Origin of the sequence: Bradyrhizobium lablabi, assembly GCF_001440475.1 — a bacterium.
GTDB lineage: Bacteria > Pseudomonadota > Alphaproteobacteria > Rhizobiales > Xanthobacteraceae > Bradyrhizobium > Bradyrhizobium lablabi.
The window spans coordinates 19149-37883 of sequence record NZ_LLYB01000114.1; the positions used below are offsets into that span (position 1 = coordinate 19149).

At 64.2% G+C, this 18735-nt stretch carries 19 protein-coding genes; 11 read left to right on the forward strand and 8 right to left on the reverse strand.

Annotated elements, in window-relative coordinates; genetic code table 11:
- Positions 1–34: 34 nt before the first annotated feature.
- A complete protein-coding gene (locus CQ14_RS32485) occupies positions 35–412 on the forward strand; it encodes an Hpt domain-containing protein (RefSeq protein ID WP_057861859.1) in 378 nt (125 codons plus the stop codon).
- 133 nt (positions 413–545) lie between these two features.
- Positions 546–866 carry a 2Fe-2S iron-sulfur cluster-binding protein gene (locus CQ14_RS32490; RefSeq protein ID WP_057835376.1) on the forward strand — a complete coding sequence of 107 codons (321 nt, stop codon included), beginning with the start codon at positions 546–548 and terminating at the stop codon, positions 864–866.
- Between the two features lie 14 nt (positions 867–880).
- On the opposite strand, the gene CQ14_RS32495 is transcribed toward CQ14_RS32490, so the two are convergent.
- The gene (locus CQ14_RS32495; RefSeq protein WP_057861860.1) at positions 881–1990 is read right to left on the reverse strand and encodes an alpha/beta hydrolase family protein; all 1110 of its coding nucleotides are present in this window, start codon (positions 1988–1990) and stop codon (positions 881–883) included.
- Positions 1987–2442, reverse strand: coding sequence for an acyl-CoA thioesterase (locus tag CQ14_RS32500; RefSeq protein ID WP_057861861.1), 456 nt, complete (start codon positions 2440–2442; stop codon positions 1987–1989). The genes CQ14_RS32495 and CQ14_RS32500 overlap by 4 nt, the downstream gene beginning before the upstream one ends.
- Positions 2443–2601: 159 nt before the next feature.
- Between CQ14_RS32500 and CQ14_RS32505 the strand changes: the two genes are divergently transcribed.
- A complete protein-coding gene (locus CQ14_RS32505) occupies positions 2602–3630 on the forward strand; it encodes an NAD(P)/FAD-dependent oxidoreductase (RefSeq protein WP_057861862.1) in 1029 nt (342 codons plus the stop codon).
- 114 nt (positions 3631–3744) lie between these two features.
- Positions 3745–4353, forward strand: coding sequence for a DUF2147 domain-containing protein (locus CQ14_RS32510; RefSeq protein ID WP_057861874.1), 609 nt, complete (start codon positions 3745–3747; stop codon positions 4351–4353).
- Between the two features lie 31 nt (positions 4354–4384).
- Here CQ14_RS32510 and CQ14_RS32515 read toward each other — a convergent pair whose 3' ends face one another.
- Together CQ14_RS32515 and CQ14_RS32520 are read right to left on the reverse strand one after the other, a co-directional pair.
- Complete coding sequence (locus tag CQ14_RS32515) at positions 4385–6322, reverse strand: SGNH/GDSL hydrolase family protein (RefSeq protein WP_430650234.1); 1938 nt, start codon at positions 6320–6322, stop codon at positions 4385–4387.
- Between the two features lie 151 nt (positions 6323–6473).
- A complete protein-coding gene (locus CQ14_RS32520; protein WP_057861863.1) occupies positions 6474–7535 on the reverse strand; it encodes a lysylphosphatidylglycerol synthase transmembrane domain-containing protein in 1062 nt (353 codons plus the stop codon).
- A gap of 387 nt (positions 7536–7922) precedes the next feature.
- Between CQ14_RS32520 and CQ14_RS32525 the strand changes: the two genes are divergently transcribed.
- The 3 genes from CQ14_RS32525 to CQ14_RS32535 all read left to right on the forward strand — a co-directional run bounded on the left by CQ14_RS32525 (position 7923) and on the right by CQ14_RS32535 (position 12560).
- Positions 7923–8429, forward strand: coding sequence for a YciE/YciF ferroxidase family protein (locus CQ14_RS32525; RefSeq protein ID WP_057861864.1), 507 nt, complete (start codon positions 7923–7925; stop codon positions 8427–8429).
- Between the two features lie 158 nt (positions 8430–8587).
- Complete coding sequence (locus CQ14_RS32530) at positions 8588–10012, forward strand: MFS transporter (protein WP_057861865.1); 1425 nt, start codon at positions 8588–8590, stop codon at positions 10010–10012.
- A 145-nt stretch (positions 10013–10157) separates the two neighbouring features.
- A complete protein-coding gene (locus CQ14_RS32535; protein ID WP_057861866.1) occupies positions 10158–12560 on the forward strand; it encodes an EAL domain-containing protein in 2403 nt (800 codons plus the stop codon).
- Positions 12561–12581: 21 nt separating this feature from the next.
- Here CQ14_RS32535 and CQ14_RS32540 read toward each other — a convergent pair whose 3' ends face one another.
- Positions 12582–13016: a hypothetical protein gene (locus CQ14_RS32540; RefSeq protein ID WP_057861867.1), complete on the reverse strand. Its 435-nt coding sequence runs from the start codon at positions 13014–13016 to the stop codon at positions 12582–12584.
- Positions 13017–13203: 187 nt separating this feature from the next.
- On the opposite strand from CQ14_RS32540, the gene CQ14_RS32545 reads away from it, so the two are divergent.
- Both CQ14_RS32545 and CQ14_RS32550 read left to right on the forward strand, forming a co-directional pair.
- A complete protein-coding gene (locus tag CQ14_RS32545; protein ID WP_347337170.1) occupies positions 13204–13692 on the forward strand; it encodes a hypothetical protein in 489 nt (162 codons plus the stop codon).
- 96 nt (positions 13693–13788) lie between these two features.
- A complete protein-coding gene (locus tag CQ14_RS32550; protein WP_057861869.1) occupies positions 13789–14397 on the forward strand; it encodes a YdcF family protein in 609 nt (202 codons plus the stop codon).
- A gap of 2 nt (positions 14398–14399) precedes the next feature.
- Here CQ14_RS32550 and CQ14_RS32555 read toward each other — a convergent pair whose 3' ends face one another.
- Entirely contained in the window at positions 14400–15740 is a 1341-nt protein-coding gene (locus tag CQ14_RS32555; RefSeq protein WP_057861870.1) for an aminotransferase-like domain-containing protein, read from the reverse strand.
- A 175-nt stretch (positions 15741–15915) separates the two neighbouring features.
- Between CQ14_RS32555 and CQ14_RS32560 the strand changes: the two genes are divergently transcribed.
- On the forward strand, positions 15916–16152 hold the full coding sequence (locus CQ14_RS32560) for a DUF1127 domain-containing protein (RefSeq protein WP_057861871.1): 237 nt from the start codon (positions 15916–15918) through the stop codon (positions 16150–16152).
- A 36-nt stretch (positions 16153–16188) separates the two neighbouring features.
- Here CQ14_RS32560 and CQ14_RS32565 read toward each other — a convergent pair whose 3' ends face one another.
- Both CQ14_RS32565 and CQ14_RS32570 read right to left on the reverse strand, forming a co-directional pair.
- Positions 16189–16614 (reverse strand): universal stress protein, encoded by a 426-nt coding sequence (locus CQ14_RS32565; RefSeq protein ID WP_057861876.1) that lies wholly within the window; start codon positions 16612–16614, stop codon positions 16189–16191.
- A gap of 158 nt (positions 16615–16772) precedes the next feature.
- Positions 16773–17327 carry a SixA phosphatase family protein gene (locus CQ14_RS32570; protein WP_082650137.1) on the reverse strand — a complete coding sequence of 185 codons (555 nt, stop codon included), beginning with the start codon at positions 17325–17327 and terminating at the stop codon, positions 16773–16775.
- 95 nt (positions 17328–17422) lie between these two features.
- Here CQ14_RS32570 and CQ14_RS32575 point away from each other — a divergent pair.
- The coding region (locus CQ14_RS32575) for an NAD(P)/FAD-dependent oxidoreductase (RefSeq protein WP_057861872.1) at positions 17423–18735 on the forward strand (1313 nt) is incomplete at its 3' end.

Sequence of the window (18735 nt, forward strand, 5' to 3'; positions counted from 1 at the left end):
GAATCAGTGCGGCGGGCGACCCGGAATTAAGGCCATGCCGCTTCCTCTCGAACGGATAGAATGGATGCCATCGCCACCGCTGGCGCCCGGCGGCGGGCCGATCGATTTCGACCATCTCCAACGCATGACACTCGGCGATGCCGGTATCGAGCAGGAGGTGTTGACGATGTTCTCGGCCCAGTCGTTACAACTCGTGCACACGCTCGCCGCCACCCCTGCAGACGCCAGTGCGCTGACGCACACGCTCAAGGGCTCGGCCCGCGCGATCGGCGCCTTTGCCGTCGCCGATGCCGCTGCCCGGCTGGAGGCGGTCATCGCCCGTGGCTCCGACGTCTCGGCTGCGCTTGCCGAACTCTGCGAGGCGGTTGCGCAGGCGCGGGAAGCGATCGAGGCGGCTCTGCACCGTTCCTGAACGGGAAAACCGGCCAAAACCATCGTATAACGCCTCGTTCAAGGTTTTCGTCCCGACCGCTGGCGCTGCACGGATCGACCCGTTATACGAACTGCCGGGACCTTCCTCAGATATTCCGGCAGCACGAGCGATCATGGCCAAAATCCACTTTGTCGACCACACGGGCGAAAAACGAACCATTGAAGTCGAGAACGGCGCGACCGTGATGGAAGCCGCGATTCGCAACGCCATCCCGGGCATCGAAGCCGAATGCGGCGGCGCCTGCGCCTGCGCGACGTGTCACGTCTATGTCGAGGAAGCCTGGCGCGAGAAGGTCGGCGCGCCGACCCCGATGGAAGAAGACATGCTGGATTTCGGTTTCGACGTGCGGCCGAACTCGCGCCTGTCATGCCAGATCAAGGTGAGCGACGACCTCGACGGCCTCGTGGTGTCGACGCCGGAACGCCAGGCCTGAAGTCCGGACGACGTTCAGCGCGATCCGGCGTTGGCGGTCTCAGTGAGATGGTCGTCGACCGCATATAGCGCGCAATCGGGCGCGTATTCCGCGCAGGCGGCAAGGGCCGCCTCCGCCGCTTCGCGCGCCGACCGCCGCGCGCTGCGGAAAGCAAAAGCTCCTTTCGGCGAGACGGCAAACGCCCGGTGCGGGCTCGCGGAAAGATAGTCGGCAAATCCCGCGCGTCCCTTGTCGCGCAATTGCGACGGCGGCGGAATTGACGATGGCGCCGGCATCGCGGCGATGTCGCGCGTTCCGAGATTCTGATCGCGCAGGAAGCCATCCACCGTTGATGTCCAGAGCGGGATGCCACGCGAAAACAGAAAATGCCCGTCTTCGCCATGTGGCGGGAAGTCGACGAATTGAGCCCGCCCGCCGGCGCCGGTAAAGCCAGCGTACATTCTGCGCACGAGTTCTGGCCCGAAGAACCTGTCGTTCTGCGCATAGATCCACAGTGTCGGAATCCGCGACGTCCTGCCGAGCGTGGCGAACGCGCGGACGAGGGCATCCTCGTCGCAGACCTCATTGCTGGCGCGCGAACCGCGGCCGCCAGCAAAGTTGATCGCGGCGACGAGGCCCGGCGGTGGATCGGCGGTCAGCGCCGGCGACGCGAAACCGCCGGCGGAGACGCCGACGGCGATCATGCCGTTGGTCGAAACGTCGGCCCGGCTCCTCATGGCCTCGATCGCTGCCCGCAAATCGCTTGCCGACTCGCGGGCCGCCCGCATGTAGTCGCGCCGCTCACACGGGCCGCTGCTCTCGGCATATTGGCCGCCGGAATCGCCATAGCCCCGGCGCATGAAGACCAGCACCGCAAAACCCCGCCGGGCGAATTCGAGCGCTTGCCGATAAGATCCGTAGGGCGACATCGGCGCTCGCGCCATGCCTTCGCGCGGCGTGCCGTGGCTGATCAGGGCGAGGGGATAGCGCCGCGTGCCCGAGGGCCTGAGCAGCATCGCTTCAAGTACGCGCGGACCCGCGGCCTCCATCGGGATACGCAACTCCTCGCGATGATAGTCCGCCGCCGCGGCAGATCGTGGCGTGATGCTCGCGACCGCAAGCAGGAGCAGCGCGGCCCACCTCATCCCGGATCCACGCCGCGGCGGATCCAAGGCGCAAATTTCGCCTTCAGCCCAGGTGTCAGCGGCACCGGCTTGCGTGTGGCTTCATCGATCAGGACGGTGATCGCGCGCGCCGAGGCTACGCATCTGCCTTCGGAAAATACCACCTGATCGAAGCTCACCGAGGTGCGGCCGAATTTGGCGACGCCAAGCCCCAATTCTATCTTGCCCGGCCAGTGCAACTCGGCGCGGAAATGGATGTCGATCCGCACCATGATCCAGCCGAGCCCCTCCGGCATCAGCCCGTAACTGCGATCCTTCATCAGCGTGACGCGGCCGGTTTCGAAATAGGTCGCGTAGACCGCATTGTTGACGTGCTGGTTGGGATCGAGGTCGGCAAATCTCACATTGTCCGACAGGCGGTAGGGAAAATCCTCCAGACGCGGGGTCGCGTCGGGACGCAAGGGGGCGTTCAAGGGGCAATCTCCAAAAATTTCGTTCCCTTACAGCCCACTTGTCGAATGGCGGCAAGGGGTTGCCGCCATCGCGACCGCCATATTATGGCTTTCCTGTTAGCCCCGGGTTGGCTAGACAGATGCGGCCTTCCCGCCAGGTTCAACCGAAAAGAAGCTGACATGAGCGAAGTGATCAAAACCGATGTGCTGATTATTGGCGCGGGTCCGTGCGGCCTGTTTGCCGTCTTCGAATTGGGCCTGCTCGACATGAAGGCGCATGTGGTCGACATCCTCGACAAGATCGGCGGCCAGTGTGCCGAGCTCTATCCGGAAAAGCCGATCTACGACGTTCCCGGCATTCCCTTCGTCACCGGCCAGGGCCTGACGGACGCGCTGCTCGAACAGATCAAGCCGTTTCATCCGACCTTCCATCTCAACGAGATGGTGGAGACGATCGAGAAGATCGGTGATCCGCTATTCCGCGTGACGACCGATGCCGGCAAGGTGTTCGAGTGCAAGGTGGTGGCGATTTCCGCGGGCGGCGGCTCGTTCCAGCCGAAGCGTCCGCCGGTGCCGGGCATCGAAGCCTATGAAGGCTCTTCGGTGTTTTATGCCGTGCGCAAGATGGAGCAGTTTCGCGACAAGAGTATCCTGATCGTTGGCGGCGGCGATTCCGCGCTCGACTGGACACTCAATCTGCATCCGATCGCCAAGCGCGTGACGCTCTTGCACCGGCGCGACGATTTCCGCGCCGCGCCCCACAGCGTCGAGCAGATGCGCGCGCTGGTGGCGAGCGGCAAGATGGACCTGAAGATCGGTCAGGTGACGTCGCTCGAAGGCGAGGGCGGCAAGCTGTCGGCTGCGATGATGAAGGGCAACGACAACGCGATCTCCAAAATCGAGTGCGATACGATGCTGCCGTTCTTCGGGCTGACCATGAAGCTCGGTCCCGTCGCGAACTGGGGCGTCGCGCTCGAAAACAATCTTGTGCCGGTCGACACCGCCGCGTTCGAGACCAACGTTCCCGGCATCTTCGCGATCGGCGACATCAACACCTATCCCGGCAAGCTCAAGTTGATTCTGTCCGGATTCCACGAGGGCGCGCTGATGGCGCAGAAGGCGCATCGCTACGTCTATCCGGACAAGCGGCTGGTGTTCCAGTACACCACCTCGTCGTCGAGCCTGCAGAAGAAGCTCGGGGTGAGCTAGTTCCCAAAAATGTCAGGCACGGTGCTTGGTTAAGGCGACGATCGCGACTGGAACCGTCCGCGAAATGGCCTTAGTCTGCGGCCATTCATTTACGGAATTGATCAGGTGATGACGATGCGCAAGCCGACCGGATTTCAACTGGTGCTCTCGATCGTGATCGGTCTCGCATTCTCCGGCGAACTCGCCGCACAGCCCGCGGAACCTTCTGCGGCGGGCCTGTGGCAGAAGACCGAGAAAGGCAAGCCGGTCGGATGGTTTCTGGTGGTTGATCGCAACGGCAGCTTCGAGGGCGCGTTCGCCAAGCTGTTTTCTGAGCCCGGCGATCCTCCGAATCCGATCTGCTCGAAGTGCACCGACGACCGGAAGGATGCGCCGTGGCTCGGGCTTTCCTTCATCCGCGAGATGAAGCGCGACGGATTGAAGTATGAGAACGGCAACGTGCTCGATCCGCGCGATGGCAAGATTTACAAGGCCAAGATGACGCTCAGCCCCGATGGGCAGACATTGACGATGCGCGGCTATCTCGGCATCTCGCTGTTCGGCAAGGATGAGGTGTGGACGCGACTGCCGGACACGGAGTTGGCGCAGGTCGATCCCGCGGTCATCGCAAAATATCTGCCGGCGTACGCCGCGGCAATGAAGCCACCCGCCGGTCCGGCGAAGGCTCCGGCCGTCAAGAAGGCCACCACTCCGGCGCCCGCGATACCTGCGCCTGCCAAATAGCAAACACGCTGCGAAGCCGTGTCGGCCTTTGCTAGTTCAGCCCGCCGCTGCGGCCTCCCGGCGGCCGCGGCGCATTCTGCATCTGTAGCTGTGCTGGTGGCGCGATCGGCTGCGAGGTGACTTCAGGTACCGCTGCATCGAGCTGCAGCACGGCGGCGGCGGCCGGCGTGGCGGCATCGGCCATTGCGGCGTGGCCCTCGGCAGTCGGATGCACCGCGCCGCCATAGACCGCCGACAACACGCCCCAGGTTGCGTCATGGATATCGGACGGCTGCTGCGACGTCGGCAGGCCTTGCGGGTAGGTCATCGCCGCGAAGTAGCTGTCATTGGCATCGCGGATCCAGCGCGCACGCGGCAGATAGGCGCGATACTCGCCCGCGCTGCGGCCGCACACCATCGGCTGGCTGGCGGCCGTGACGATATCGGAATCGAAGCTGTCGCCCTTCGCCGAAAAGCACTGCCGGTCGAATTCGGGATCGCTTTCGGCGCGTGCGCAGAAGCCGTGGCTGGCAAAAGCGGCCTGATGGCTGTCGACGAAGGTCATGCGGTCGGTGCGCGGATTGCGGCACAGGATGCCGCCTTCGCAGAGCGCCAGCCCTCGTAGCTGTGGCAGGAATTCATTTTCGACGAAATTCGACACGGCAGCCAGCCGCTGCGGTTGTGCGTTGAAGGAAGGATGAATGTCGAAGCCGCCGCGTCCGCCGGGGCAGGGCGCGCCGCCATTCGCCAGCGTCGGATTGGCGTAGGCGGTATAGACCACCCGCGACAGGTCACCACCGACAAGGGGCTTGAGCGCCTCCCGCAGCTTGGCAAAGCCCTGCGGCAGATCCCGCGCCATCGCGCTGCGCGCGTCGTCGACCGAAGCCATCACGCCGCTGCGCCGGAACAGCGCGCGTTCGGTCGCGGTGTCCACGATGACGTCGGCGACGAGGCCGGAGAAATAGATGTCGTTGGCGCCGATCGACAGCAGCACGAGGTCGAGCTGGCGGTCCGACTGGCGGCGCTTCGCGGCGGCGACGGCGTCGCGCAGCTCGGCCAGTTGCCCGTTGACGGTGCCCTGGCACGCGCCGCCCGATTTCGTCGGCAGACAGTCGCGGGCGCGCTGCGAGCCGAACAGTCCATCGGCAATGGTGGCGCCGGTGCAGGCCAGCGGCAGATAGGTCACCGCGATGTGCGGATATCTGATGGCGAGCGCCAGTGCGGTCCGGGTCTGATAGCTGTAGAGCGAACGGTGACAGGCGGGGTTGAACCAGAGCGCGCTCTGCCGTTGCCAGACGGCGAGGGAATCGGGTGCCTCGCAGGCGCGCCCGCCTTTATAGTTCGCGCGGCTCGGCCGATAATATTGCGCGGCCGCCGTTCCGAGATAGGAGCGGAAGCAAAAGCCTTCATCGGCGAGCGCGATGGGACGGTCCGGATTTCCTTCGCCGGAAGCGACGCTGTCGCCGAGGCCTGCGATGAAGATGTCGCGCACCGCGATCTCGGTGAAAGCGCGATGGGTGCCTTCCGATGAGGATATGTCGGCGGTCACGACTGTGGTGCGGCCGTAGCGGACCCGCAGATTGACCGGCTCGGCGCAGTCGAAGGTGGAAGTTTGCGGGCCGTCGCCGTCGTCGACCGTCCAGGCGCAGGTGGCGCCGACCGGCACCGGGCCCGTCAGGCGGATCACCACGGGATGATCGATCGGCGTCAGATAGCTTTCCTTGACGTTGTCGCGCGTGCAGGGCTCGCTGACGCGGCCAGCGAGATCGATACAGAGCCGGTTCACGGTGTTGCGCGCCCAGCCGCGGCCGTCGCTCTGGATTGCTAGCACCTGCTCCGACGCCAGCACGCTGCGGCCACGCCCCGCTTCTGCGTGCAGCAGGAAGTCCCGCTCCTCGCGGAACAGCCGGAAGCGGTTGCGTACTTCCCAGGAAATCTGCAGCGGCCCATAGCCGCCGGCGGTCTGGGCCTGCGCAACGGATGCGGACATGCCGACCAGCCCGGCGGCAATCAGCGCGACCGACATCATCGAACGTGTGAGAATTCCAGCCATGGCGTCGTTTGACGTTAGCGGTAAGGCGGAAATAAGAGAATGGGGCAGCTCCGCCCCAAAAGACCAGACGGCGCAGATAACGACAGCGTTACTGCCCGCGGGATCGGCGGCCTTCGACACGTTGCCGCACCCTGGCCTTGGCGGTGCAGGCTTCGAGCCGGCGGCGTTCCAGCCAGGGCTGCACGATGCTGAGCCAGAGCTCGCGCGTCCCCATGATCCAGATCGAGATGCCGAAGGGGATCATGAAGTAGAGGATCCGGAACACCACCAGCGTCGCCAGCAATTGTTCCTTGCCGAACTGCGGTAGCGCCACCAGCATCGCCGCGTCGAACACACCGATGCTGCCGGGCGCGTGGCTGGCAAAGCCGAGTAGCGTCGCCAGGATGAACACGACCGCCAGCGAAACGAAATCGATATGCGGCGACATCGGCATCAGCAGATACATTGCCAGCGCGCAGAAGCCGAGATCGACGACGCCGATCAGGACCTGCAGCAACGTCAACCGCGCCGAGGGCAATACGACTTTCCAGCCGTTCTGCCCGAGCTCGCGGCGGCCTTTGCCCATCAGCAACCAGACGAAGTAGGCCGCGATGCCGGCCAGGCAGCCGATCGCGATCAGCCGGTTCATCGCCGGCGGCAGCAGGTCCATCGCCGATGCCGCCTCGGGATGCCAGGCCATGCCCATGCCCAACACGAACAGATTGCCGAGCCAGAAGGTGAGGCCCGAGAGAAAGCAGATTTTTGCGACATCGATCGCCGTCAGGCCGTAGTCGGAATAGATCCGGAACCTGATCGCGCCGCCGGTAAAGACCGTGGCGCCGATATTGTGGCCGATGGTGTAGCTGGTGAAGCTCGACAGCGCGGCGATGCGGTAGGGGACGTGATTCTTGCCAATGGTTCGCAATGCGAAGAAATCATAGAAGGTCAGCGTGCAGAACGCACCCACCACGCACAGCGCCGCCAGCGCGATGCGATGCGGCGCGATTTCGGTCAGCGCCGTCAGAATCACCCCGGTGTCGACACCCTTGAGGGTGCGAACCAGATGGGTGATCGCAAGAGCTATGATGAGAAGACTCGCAGCGATTCCTAGCCGTTTCCAGCCGATCTTCTCCTTGAAGCCGCGCCCGAGCGCGGTCAGCAGCCGATGCATTCATCCTCCCGGCGGGGCGGCAATACGTAAAGGTTGGCCTGTCACGACAGGTGACAGTCGACGGGCAGAGGCACCGTGCGCGCAACCCATAAGCCAAAACCGGACCGTTGTGCAGCCCTTGACAAGCATGCCTTTTGGCTTCGCTCGCCGTCTTTGTCATACGCCCTACATATGTCGCCGCGTTAACGATTTTGAGTCGCAATGAGGTCCGTTTCTGCGGGTTGTTTTTGGCCGCGGCGTTCCAGCGTTCCATCGCGACGTTTTCGGGGTCGTTAGGAACATCGCATTCGCGGGCCGGTTAGCTTCCATCAGCATCGAACACGAAACGCGCGACGGGCCAAAACGAGGGCCTGTACCCGCACGTGTTCCAACCGGAGGACGACCGCAATGGGACTGTTCACCCAAGACATCAAGACCATGAACGACCTGTTCATCCATCAATTGCAGGACATCTATTACGCCGAGAAACAACTCGTGAAAGCACTGCCGAAAATGGCCGAAAAGGCCACCGACAAGCAGCTAAAACAGGGCTTTTTGACGCATCTCGATGAAACCAGGACGCATGTGCAGCGCCTCGAAGAGGTGTTCCGCATGCACGGCGCCGAGGTGAAGGCGGTCGATTGCCCGGCCATTGACGGCATCATCGAGGAGGCTGACGAAGTCGCGGGCGAGGTCGCTGACAAGAACGTGCTGGACGCAGCGCTGATCAACGCCGCGCAGGCCGCCGAGCACTATGAAATTACCCGCTACGGCAGCCTGATTGCGTGGGCACGGCAGCTTGGTCGCAACGATTGCGCCAGCATCCTGCAGCAGACGCTCGACGAGGAAAAGACGACCGACAAGAAGCTGACCTCGCTGGCGGAAGGCAAGGTCAATTTGCGCGCCGCAAGCTGATCATCGCCCGGGTTGAGGCAAAACGCCGCGCAGGAAGAATATCTCGCGCGGCGTTTTTTTGTGCCGGCGGCCGGCTGCATTCATACTTCGATCTTTGACGAAATATCATACTGAAACGGACCAGCTTGAACGGCGTTTGGGCCCTGAAGGGATGACCCATGCGCAACGCCGATCTCAATTTCAGGCCGCTTTCCGGCCCCGATGCGGCAGTCCATTCCGTAGCCGGAGCCGGACCGGCGCCGTCGAAGTACGCGGCGGCGTTGACGCTCGCCGCGATGAGCCTCGGCTATGGTGTCGTTCAGCTCGACGTCACCATCGTCAATACCGCCCTCAATGCCGTCGGGATTTCGCTTGGTGGCGGCGTCACGGAGTTGCAATGGGTGGTGAGCGCCTACACCATCGCCTTTGCGGCTTTCATCTTGACGGCGGGTGCGCTCGGCGATCGGATCGGCGCCAAGCGGGTGTTCATGGCGGGTTTTGCCATCTTTACGGCAGCCTCGGTCGGCTGCGCGCTGGCGGCCAATGCGGCGATCCTGATCATGATGCGCTGCGTCCAGGGATTGGCCGCGGCCATTCTGGTGCCGAATTCGCTCGCGCTGCTCAGTCATGCCTATCCGGAAGAAAAGGCCCGCGGGCGCGCCGTCGGCATCTGGGCCGCGGGTGCGAGCCTAGCGCTGACGGCAGGACCGTTTGTCGGCGGCGCCTTGATCACGCTGGTCGGCTGGCGCTCCATCTTCCTCGTCAATCTGCCGATCGGTCTTGCCGGCCTGTGGCTGGCCTGGAGCTTTGCCGACGAGACGACGCGTACGCCCGAACGCGAGATCGACTTGCCCGGCCAGATCGCCGCGATCGCGACGCTGGGCTCGCTCGCCGGCGCGATCATCGAGGGTGGCTCGCTTGGCTGGGACCATTCACTCGTGATCGCGGGCTTCGTGGCGTTTGCGGCCTTCGCCGTCCTGTTCGTCTGGCGGGAAGCGCGTACGAAGCAGCCGATGCTGCCGCTCGCACTGTTTGGCAATCGGATGTTTGCACTGACGTCGTTGATCGGCTTGCTGGTCAATGTCGCCATCTACGGTTTGATCTTCGTGCTCAGTCTTTATTTTCAGCAGATCAATGGATTGTCGGCGTTCGCGACCGGGCTCGCTTTTGTGCCGATGATGGGCGCGGTGCTGCCGGTCAACCTGATAGCGCCGCTTCTGGCCGAGCGCATCGGCGCATCGGCGACGATCGCAGCCGGCGCCTCGCTATCAGCGGCCGGCTGTGTTGCGATGCTCGGAATCGCTGCAGACACCAGCTATTGGTCGATCTGCCTGCAACTGATCGCGCTAAGCACCGGTCTCGGATTGCTGGTTCCGCCATTGACCTCGACGCTGCTCGGCAGCGTGGAGAAATCGCGCTCAGGCATTGCCGCAGGCGTGCTCAACGCGACCCGGCAGACCGGCAGTGTGCTCGGCGTCGCCTTGTTCGGTTCGCTTGTGGGCCGTTCCGGCACGTTCATGAACGGCGTGCACGCGTCGCTGCTGATCTCGGCCGGCGTCTTGCTCGCCGCCGCCGCCGCGATCTGGTGGGGCGGCCGGCGGTAACGGATCGGAAACCATATTTCCCGTGCGGCGGAGGCCGCCGGCGCGCCGTCTGCGATATTCGTTCACCATCCGCACAACTCGGCCGTGGCGGGTTACCTCAAATATACCAATGGGATTGCTGTTACAGGCTATCGGGGGCCTGTAAATGTATCGCGTCCTAACTTGTCTCACCACCGAGCATGACTGGAGACTGGTCGTGCTTGCCGGCACCATCTGCTGGCTCGCCAGCGCGGTTGCCATCAGCCTGTTTCATCGCGCCAGGGCATCGCGCGGCCGAACGCGCGCGGTCTGGATCGGTCTCGACGCGGCTGTCGGAGGCTGCGGAATCTGGGCCACTCACTTCGTCGCGATGCTGGCTTACGATCCGGGCGCAGGCGCCGGATACAGCATCCCCGTCACTTTATTGTCGCTGGTCTTCGCGATAGCCATCGTGGCCACCGGCCTTTGCATTGCGTTATCCAGTTCACGCCGGTGGGTGGTTGCCCTTGGCGGCGCCGTCATCGGCGGCGGTGTCGCAGCGATGCATTATACCGGCATGGCGGCGCTCGAGCTGCCGGCGTTCATTGTATGGTCGCAGGGCCTCGTGTTGGCCTCGATCGTGTTCGGCAGCCTGTTCGCGGCCATCGCGCTTCTCGTCGCGGTACGCCGTGACAATCCCGTCCATACCATGGCCGCCACCGGGCTGCTGACGATTGCCATCGTTTCGCATCATTTCACGGCGATGGGCGCCGTTACTCTCATTCCGGATCCGACTCTCGGTACCGACGTGATGTCGATTTCGCCGACCGCGCTGTCGTTCCTGACGGCGGTCGCGGCATTCGCCATCCTCGGCCTGTCGCTGCTGGCGGCGATGATCGACCGCCGCGCCAAGGGCGAACTCCATAGTCAGAAAGTCCTGCTCGATACCGCGCTCGATAACATGTCGCAGGGGCTTTGCATGTTCGATGCGGATGGCCGCATCCTGCTCAACAACCAACGCTATGCCGAAATGATGGGGCGGACCGGCATGGCGCTCCAGGGCCGTTTGCTGCTCGACGTGCTCCGGCAGCAGAAGGCGCTCAATCGCTGGGACGGCGATCCCGATCAGTTCGTCGCCAGCGTGATTGCCGCGGCCAAGGCCGGCGACAGCGTGACCAGGACGTTGACCCGCAACGGACGGTCGATCCGCGTGGTCGATCAGCCCAAGAACGGCGGCGGATGGGTCGCTACCTTCGAAGACATCACCGAATGGCAGCAGGCCCAGGAACAGATTTCGCACATGGCCCGCCATGACGCGCTGACCAATCTGCCGAACCGGATACTGTTCCGCGAGCAGCTCGAAAGGGCGTTGCGGCTCGCCAAACGCAGCGATCAGCTCGCGGTGCTCTGTCTCGATCTCGACCACTTCAAGGACATCAACGATTCGCTCGGCCATCCCGTCGGCGACGCGCTGTTGAAGGAAGTCGCCCGCCGTCTCGGCGCATGCATCGGCGAGAACGACACGGTGGCGCGGCTCGGCGGCGACGAATTCGCCATCGTGCAGTTCTGCAACGATTGCGATCCGTCCGCTGTCGCCTTGCTCGCCAGCCACGTGGTCGAGCAGGTTTCCGCGCCTTACGAGATCGCCGGCCACCAGCTCGTGATCGGCGTCAGCATCGGCATTTCGCTTGCGCCGGAAGACGGCAAGAATCCCGACGAACTGCTCAAGAAGGCCGACCTCGCGCTCTATCGCGCCAAGGAGGACGGCCGCGGCACCTATCGTTTCTTCGAGACCGGGATGGACGCCCGCGCGCAGGCGCGGCGGCTCCTGGAACTCGACTTGCGCGCGGCGCTGCAGCGCAAGGAATTCGAAGTCTATTACCAGCCGATCCGCGACGTCGCCAAAGATGTCGTCGTTGGCTTCGAAGCCCTGGTGCGGTGGAATCACGCGTTGCGCGGCATGATCTCACCGGCCAACTTCATTCCGCTCGCGGAGGAAACCGGCCTGATCGTGCCGATCGGCGAGTGGGTGTTGCGTCAGGCCTGCATGGACGCGGCCCAATGGTCGCGGGATGTCGGCGTCGCCGTCAATCTCTCGCCGGTGCAGTTCAAGAATCCCAATCTGGTGCTGACGGTGAAGGAGGCGCTGAAAGCCTCCGGCCTTCCGGCGCACCGGCTCGAGCTCGAGATTACGGAATCGGTATTGTTGCAGAACAGCGAGGCCACGCTTTCGGTTCTGCATGAGCTTCGCGCCTTCGGGGTGCGGATTTCGCTCGACGACTTCGGAACCGGATATTCCTCACTCAGCTACCTGCGCAGCTTCCCGTTCGACAAGATCAAGATCGATCGCTCGTTCGTCACTGAACTCGCGACGCGCGATGATTCGATGGCGATCGTCCGTGCCGTGACCGGCCTCGGCAAGAGTCTCGGCATCGTCACCACGGCGGAAGGCGTCGAGACCGACGGGCAGTTCGACCTGTTGCGCCAGGAAGGCTGCACGCAGGCGCAAGGCTATCTGTTTAGCCCGCCGCGTCCCGCGGCCGAGGTGGAAACCATGCTCTCGAAGGCACGCGCGCAGGCCGTCGCCTGATTGCTTTTGAGCCTTCTTTCCTCAGGCCTTGCGCAGCGCGAAATGCGCGCCGCAAAACGCCATCACCGCGCCGAGGCACAGGGCTGCGAGACCGGCGAGCACGCCCGATACGGTCGGGACCGGACTCGGCGCCGAGGCCGCCTGTCCGGCGCCGGCGAGGATCAGCACGCCGACCACGATCAGGAACTGCCGCATCCGCTGTGGAATCTGGCCCGAGGCGGCACCGTGCATCAAATTGGCGGTGAAATAGCCGCCGGAGAATCCCACGGTCGCGATCAGCCACCACGCGATCGCGGCGCCCGCGGGCATGAACTCGCCGGTATTGGAACGCCAAAGGCCGCCGAGATCGAGCCCGTAGCGCGCGCCCAGCATGTGCACGGCCAGCGCCAGCAGCACTCCGGAAACGATCGCGCCGGCCAGGATCAGGCGGCGCGGAAAATAAGTCGTCTGGGCCATGGACCGCTTGTAAGGTAAAGCCGGCGCGCCGCGCAAGCAGGCGGCCCCTAAACGACACGGATATTTTGAATTGCCGACATCACGACCGAACCAGGCGACGGAAGGCGAGGGCGCCCGCGCGATCAGTTACGCATATAAGGCGTCGCTGATCTCGTCGGCGCAGCAATTCGAACTGACGGACGCCGGATTGTCGTGGCGGATCGGCAGCCGGTCGGGCGTATGGCCCTATGCCGAGATCGCTTCGATCCGCCTGTCGTATCGACCGATGACGATGCAAGCCCGCCGCTTTCGCGCCGATATCAAACGTAGGGGCGGCGGACGGATCGCCATCGTTTCGACGAGCTGGCAGACGGTCACGTTGATGACGCCGCAGGACCAAGGCTACCGCGCCTTTATCACAGAGCTGCACCGCAGAATGAAAGCGGCCGGCAGCAAGGCGTCCCTGGCCGGTGGCATCGGGACGGCGACCTATGGCGCGGCAGTTGTGATGCTGGCCTTGCTGGCCATCGCCATGGTGGGACTTCTGGTGCGCGCGCTCGCGACGTCCGAATTCACCGGCGCGCTGTTTCTCGTCGGCATCGCCATCTGGTTTGCCTGGACCATCGGCGGCTTCATCAAGCGCAACCGGCCGCGCCGGTATACGTTCGACGAGCTGCCCGAGACATTGTTGCCGTAGCGGGCTTCGCAATCAAGCGACACGAAACGTGATTTCGTGAAGCGCCGCGGGGCGCGGCACTCTGTGCGGCATTTCCCCGAAAGCAGGCGAGATACCGTGATCACCGCAACGACGCGATTGCCGACGGAAGCCGAGATTGCCGCGATCAATGCGCGGCACCTGGTCAAGACTCCGCTGCGGCCGGCCGATCTGCTGTTCGTGTTCGGCACGCGCGAGGATGTCGACGAGCGTATCGAGGAAGCCTGCCGGCTGTGGCGAGAGGGATATTTTCGCTGGACAATCGTAAGCGGCGGCGTGACGCCGGGAGATGACCGGTCGGAATGCGCCATCATTGCCGATGCCATGATCGCGCGCGGCGTCCCGGCCGGCGTCATCCTGAGAGAGGATCGCGCGATGAATACCGGCGAGAATGTGATCTTCTCGCTGCCCATCATCGACGCCGCGCTGGGGCTGGGCAACATCGGCAGCGTGATCTGCCTCGGCAATACCTGGACGGCGCGCCGCTATCCGATGACGCTGCATCGGCACTGGCCGGAAGTGGAGAAGATGCTGGTCATGGTCGACAGTTTTAAAACGCCGCGGGCGCTTTGGCATACCGACGCCGAATTCAGCCGCCGCATGCTCCGTGAATGGGACAAAATCGAGCCCTACAAGGCGAGGGGCTTTATCGCGGAGTGGCCGGCGCGCGAAACCTGTGACCGGTAGCGCTATTCGGTCGTATCGACGTCTTCCTTCGCCGTCAGCATCCCTGACAATGTACGCAGCGCCAGATCGAGCTGTTCGGTGCTGGGGGCGCCGAGCGCCAGGCGGACGGCGTTAGGAGCGTGACCGGGAGTGACCGCAAAAGTGGTCGAGGGCGTCAGCGCGATGTCGCGCCGGGCCGCCGCCGCGACGAATGTCTGCGAGCGCCAATGCGGCGGCAAGGTCAGCCAGAGATGGTAGGATTTGACGTTGGCCTGAACCTCAAAACCGGCGAGGTATTTGGCCGCCATCTGCTGGCGCCGCGCCGCGTCGATCCGCTTCAGGCGTGACAGCTCGGCGACCGTGCCGTCCGCCATCAGCCGCTGTCCGGCGGCAAAGGCAAATCCGGACGCCGTCCATCCGCCCGATCGAACCGCGGCCATGACGCGTTCGCGCAGGCGCGGCGGCGAAACGATGAAGCCGAGCGCAAGGCCTGGTGCCACCTTCTTCGACAGGCTGTCGAGGGTGATGCAGCTGTCCGGCGCGAGCGCGGCCATCGGCGTTTCTTCGTCGAGAAAGCCGTAGACCGTATCCTCGATGATGGTGAGGCCGAGCTTCTCGACCACGCGCAGCAAATCGGCCCGGCGCGCCGGCGGCATGGTCATGCCGAGCGGGTTCTGAATCGTCGGCTGAAGATAGAGCGCCGACAAGTGGGTTTCGCGGTGAGCCTTCTGTACCGCGTCCGGGCGAACGCCGTGCTCGTCCATCGCAAGCGGCACCAGCGATACGCCGAGCCTGACGGCGATGTCCTTGATGAAGGGATAGGTCAGCGCCTCGACGCCGCAGCGGCCGCCGCTGGGCACCATCGCCGCTAGCGCAGCGGCGATGCATTGCCTGCCGTTTGCGGTGAAAACCAGTTGATCGGGGGCCGGGGTCCAGTCCTCGCGGGAGAGAAACTCGGCGGAAATGGTCCGCGCCGCCAGCGTGCCTGTCGTGGTCGAGTGCCGCAGCGCGAGATCCAGCACTTCGGGGCGTTCCAGCCCGGCCAGGCTTCTCGCGATCATCGCCGATTGCGTCGGCAGTATCGGGTAATTGACTTCCAGATCGATGCGCGCACCGCGCGGCTCGGTCGGCATGGTGATGCCGCGGCGCGTCTCGCCTGAGACGAAGGTGCCGCGCCCGACTTCGCCGACCACGAGGCCACGGCGCAACAACTCGGTGTAGACGCGGCTCGCCGTCGAGACCGCGATCTTGCGCTCGTAGGCGAAGCTGCGTTGCGGGGGCAGGCGGTCGCCGGGCTTGAGGGCGCCGTTGGCGATCTCGGCGGCGACGGTATCGGCAAGCTTCAGGTACTCGAACTTTGACATTATTGCACCGAGAGCAATGTTTTCCTTGCACCGAGCAATGTATCGGATCATTTTGGAACCATCAAGCCAGAGATTGCACTGAGAGGGGTGCAAGCAATCGGATCAATAGGCGCAAGCGCATTGGGCGTTTGCGTCGGCGGCAGCGCTTTGCCGCGCAAAAGCAAGGAGAAGAACGATGACGACGGTATCCCAGACGGCAGGCCAGCCTGCGTCCCGAAACGCGCGGACCGGATTTTTCCGCCTGCTCGGAGGCTGGGCGAACGGCATCGTCACCTATTTTGCGCACCGCGAAGCCGTCAAAACGCTGCATGAACTGGACGACCACGCGCTCCGCGACATCGGGGTGGAGCGCAGCCAGATCGAGACGGCCGTGCGCGGCCTGATCGATCCGACGTTCGGGCGAATGATGTGAGGTCAATGGCGCTGCCGTTATGCGGTCGCGCTATCCTCAGTGCCGGACCACCAGCACCGAGCATTTGGCATAGCGCACCACATGGCCGGCGTTGGAGCCGAGGAAATAGGTCCGCATCGCCGGCCGGTGTGAGGTCATCACGATCAGGTCGGCCTTGACCGCGGCCGCCTCTTCGAGGATCTCATGATAGATGCCGCCTTTTCGCACCGCGGTAGAAATGCGCGGCGCGGCGATGCCGGATTCAGCGGCCACGATCGCGAGCGCTTCCTCCGAGGTCGCCCGCTGCTGGGCATCGAAATCGGCCGGCACATATTCCGCCAGCATTACCGGCGTGATCGGCAACACATTGAGCAGGCGCACCGAGCCGTTCCAAGTCTGTGACAGCGTTGCGGCGGTCGCAATCGCGGGCTTGGCCAGATCCGTATCGGCCAGATCGATCGGCACGAGAATCGACTTGAACATCTGCGCCTCCGGCTTCCGGCCGGTCCGGTTCTGATTTGTCAGAGCCCTATTCCAGCCCATTGTTTTGACGCGTTTTCTTTTACGCGAACTTGTTGCTAATTCGCTCGAAAACAGGTCATGGCCAGCCTAGCACGGGCGGGCCTTTATGTCCGCGCGGCTCAATCGTCCAGCGCCTGCTTCAGCAGTTTCGGGCTTGTGAAACGAACGAGCGTGCCGCGCCGGAACGCCACCTCGCTCCAGTCGTCGGTCGCGAAATCCAGGATGGCGAGGCCGGCGGTTGGCAGATTGTCTTCAAGCGCTTTCTTCGCCGCCTTGTCGCCGCTGCCAGTGAGCATCAGGGCCAGCTCATGCATGCCGGGATTGTGACCGATCAGCATCAGCCGCGCGGGGTCGGTGACGTCAGCCATGCGGATGATCTGCAAGAGCTGCGCCGGCTCGGCGCCGTAGAGTTCGTCGAGCAGTTCGACCTGCGGCTGCCGATGCCGTTCCCGCACTGCATCCTTGATCGCATCGCGCGCGATCTCCCAGGTCTGCCGCGCCCGCACGGCGGTCGAGACCAGAACGGCATCGGGAAGCGGCGGATGTTGGCCGATCCAGGTTCCAATGGCGACGGCATCCCGCCGGCCGCGCTCGTCGAGACGGCGGTCGTGGTCATGGCCCGAAGGCGCGTCGTGTTCGGTCTTGGCGTGACGCAACAGCATCAAACGGCGCATGGGCGCATTCTCGATTCGGTCTTAGTCTGGACTAATCTACAAGCTCATGTCTCTGACAAGGTGACAAGCGCCGCAGCGGTCCGTTAAGAAACGCTATGCCTGAGACTTTCACAAGTGCGACCGACGGCCCCGACGACGACGCGCCTTTTCGCTCGCGGCTCTCATTCGACCTCGATGTTGACATTTGCGTGGTGGGAGCCGGACTTGCCGGTCTCACGGTAGCGCTGGAGGCCGCGCGGCTCGGCGCCAGCGTCGCCGTGCTCGAGGGCCGGCATGTTGGCTGGAACGCATCCGGCCATCAACTTGGCACGGTGATGCCGGGTTACAGCCTTCCGATCGGCGACCTGATCGAACGCGTCGGTCTCGAGGACGCGCGCGAATTGTGGGCGCTGTCGAAGGAGGGCGCCGATTACGTTCGCGCCGCCGCCACCGAAGAGGCGATGCCCGGCATTGCACTGAGCGAGGGCGCGCTGGAGGTCTCCAATGTCGACGCCGGCGAAACGCTGATCAGCCGGCTACAGACGCTAAGCGAGGATTTCGAGACCGAGGTCGAGGGGTGGCAGGTCGATCGCGTTCGCGATCAACTGGGGACCGGGCGTTATTTCCACGGCATCTATTATCCGCGCGCATTCCAGATCGACGGCCGCAAATACGTCCACAGCCTTGCCGCGCGGGCGCGGCGGGCGGGCGCACGCATCTTCGAGGACACGCCCGTCGTCAGCATCGATCCATCAGGCATTCGCAAGCGCATCGTGACGCCGTCGGCCCGGCTGCGCGCCTCGCATATCGTGCTGGCCGGCAACGTTCACCTCGGCGCTCCCTTGCGTCGCCTGTCGGAGACGTTGCTGCCGGTCTGGCGCTATGCCGCGGTGACGGAGCCGCTCGGCGAGCGGCTTGGCGATGTAATCGCCTTCAGGGGATCGGTAACCGACAGCGACGGCATCGATCATTTCCGGATCGTCGACGGCGACCGGCTGATGTGGGCGAGTCCGGAAACCACCTGGGAGGCGCGGCCGCACCGCTTTGGTCCCGCGATTCAGCGCCGCATTGCGACCGTTTTCCCGAAACTCGGCAAAGTCCCGATATCGGGCGTGTTCGGCGGTGCGGTCGGGGTGACGGTGCACGGCATGCCGCAGATCGGCCAGCTCCGCAAAGGGCTGTGGGTCGCCAGCGGCTTCGGCCGGCAGGGGCTGAACACCTCAGCGATGGCAGGGCAGATGATCGCGCGCAGCATCCTGTGGGGTGAGGACCGCTGGAAACTATTCTCGCCGTTCGAACTGGTCTGGGCGGGCGGCGCCACCGGCCGCGCCGCCGGCCATCTGATCGGCCTGTGGGGGCGGGGCCATTCCGCAGCAGTGGGCGCGCTGGCCCGTTACCGCGAGGGCGCCCGGGCCCGGGAACGCGTGCG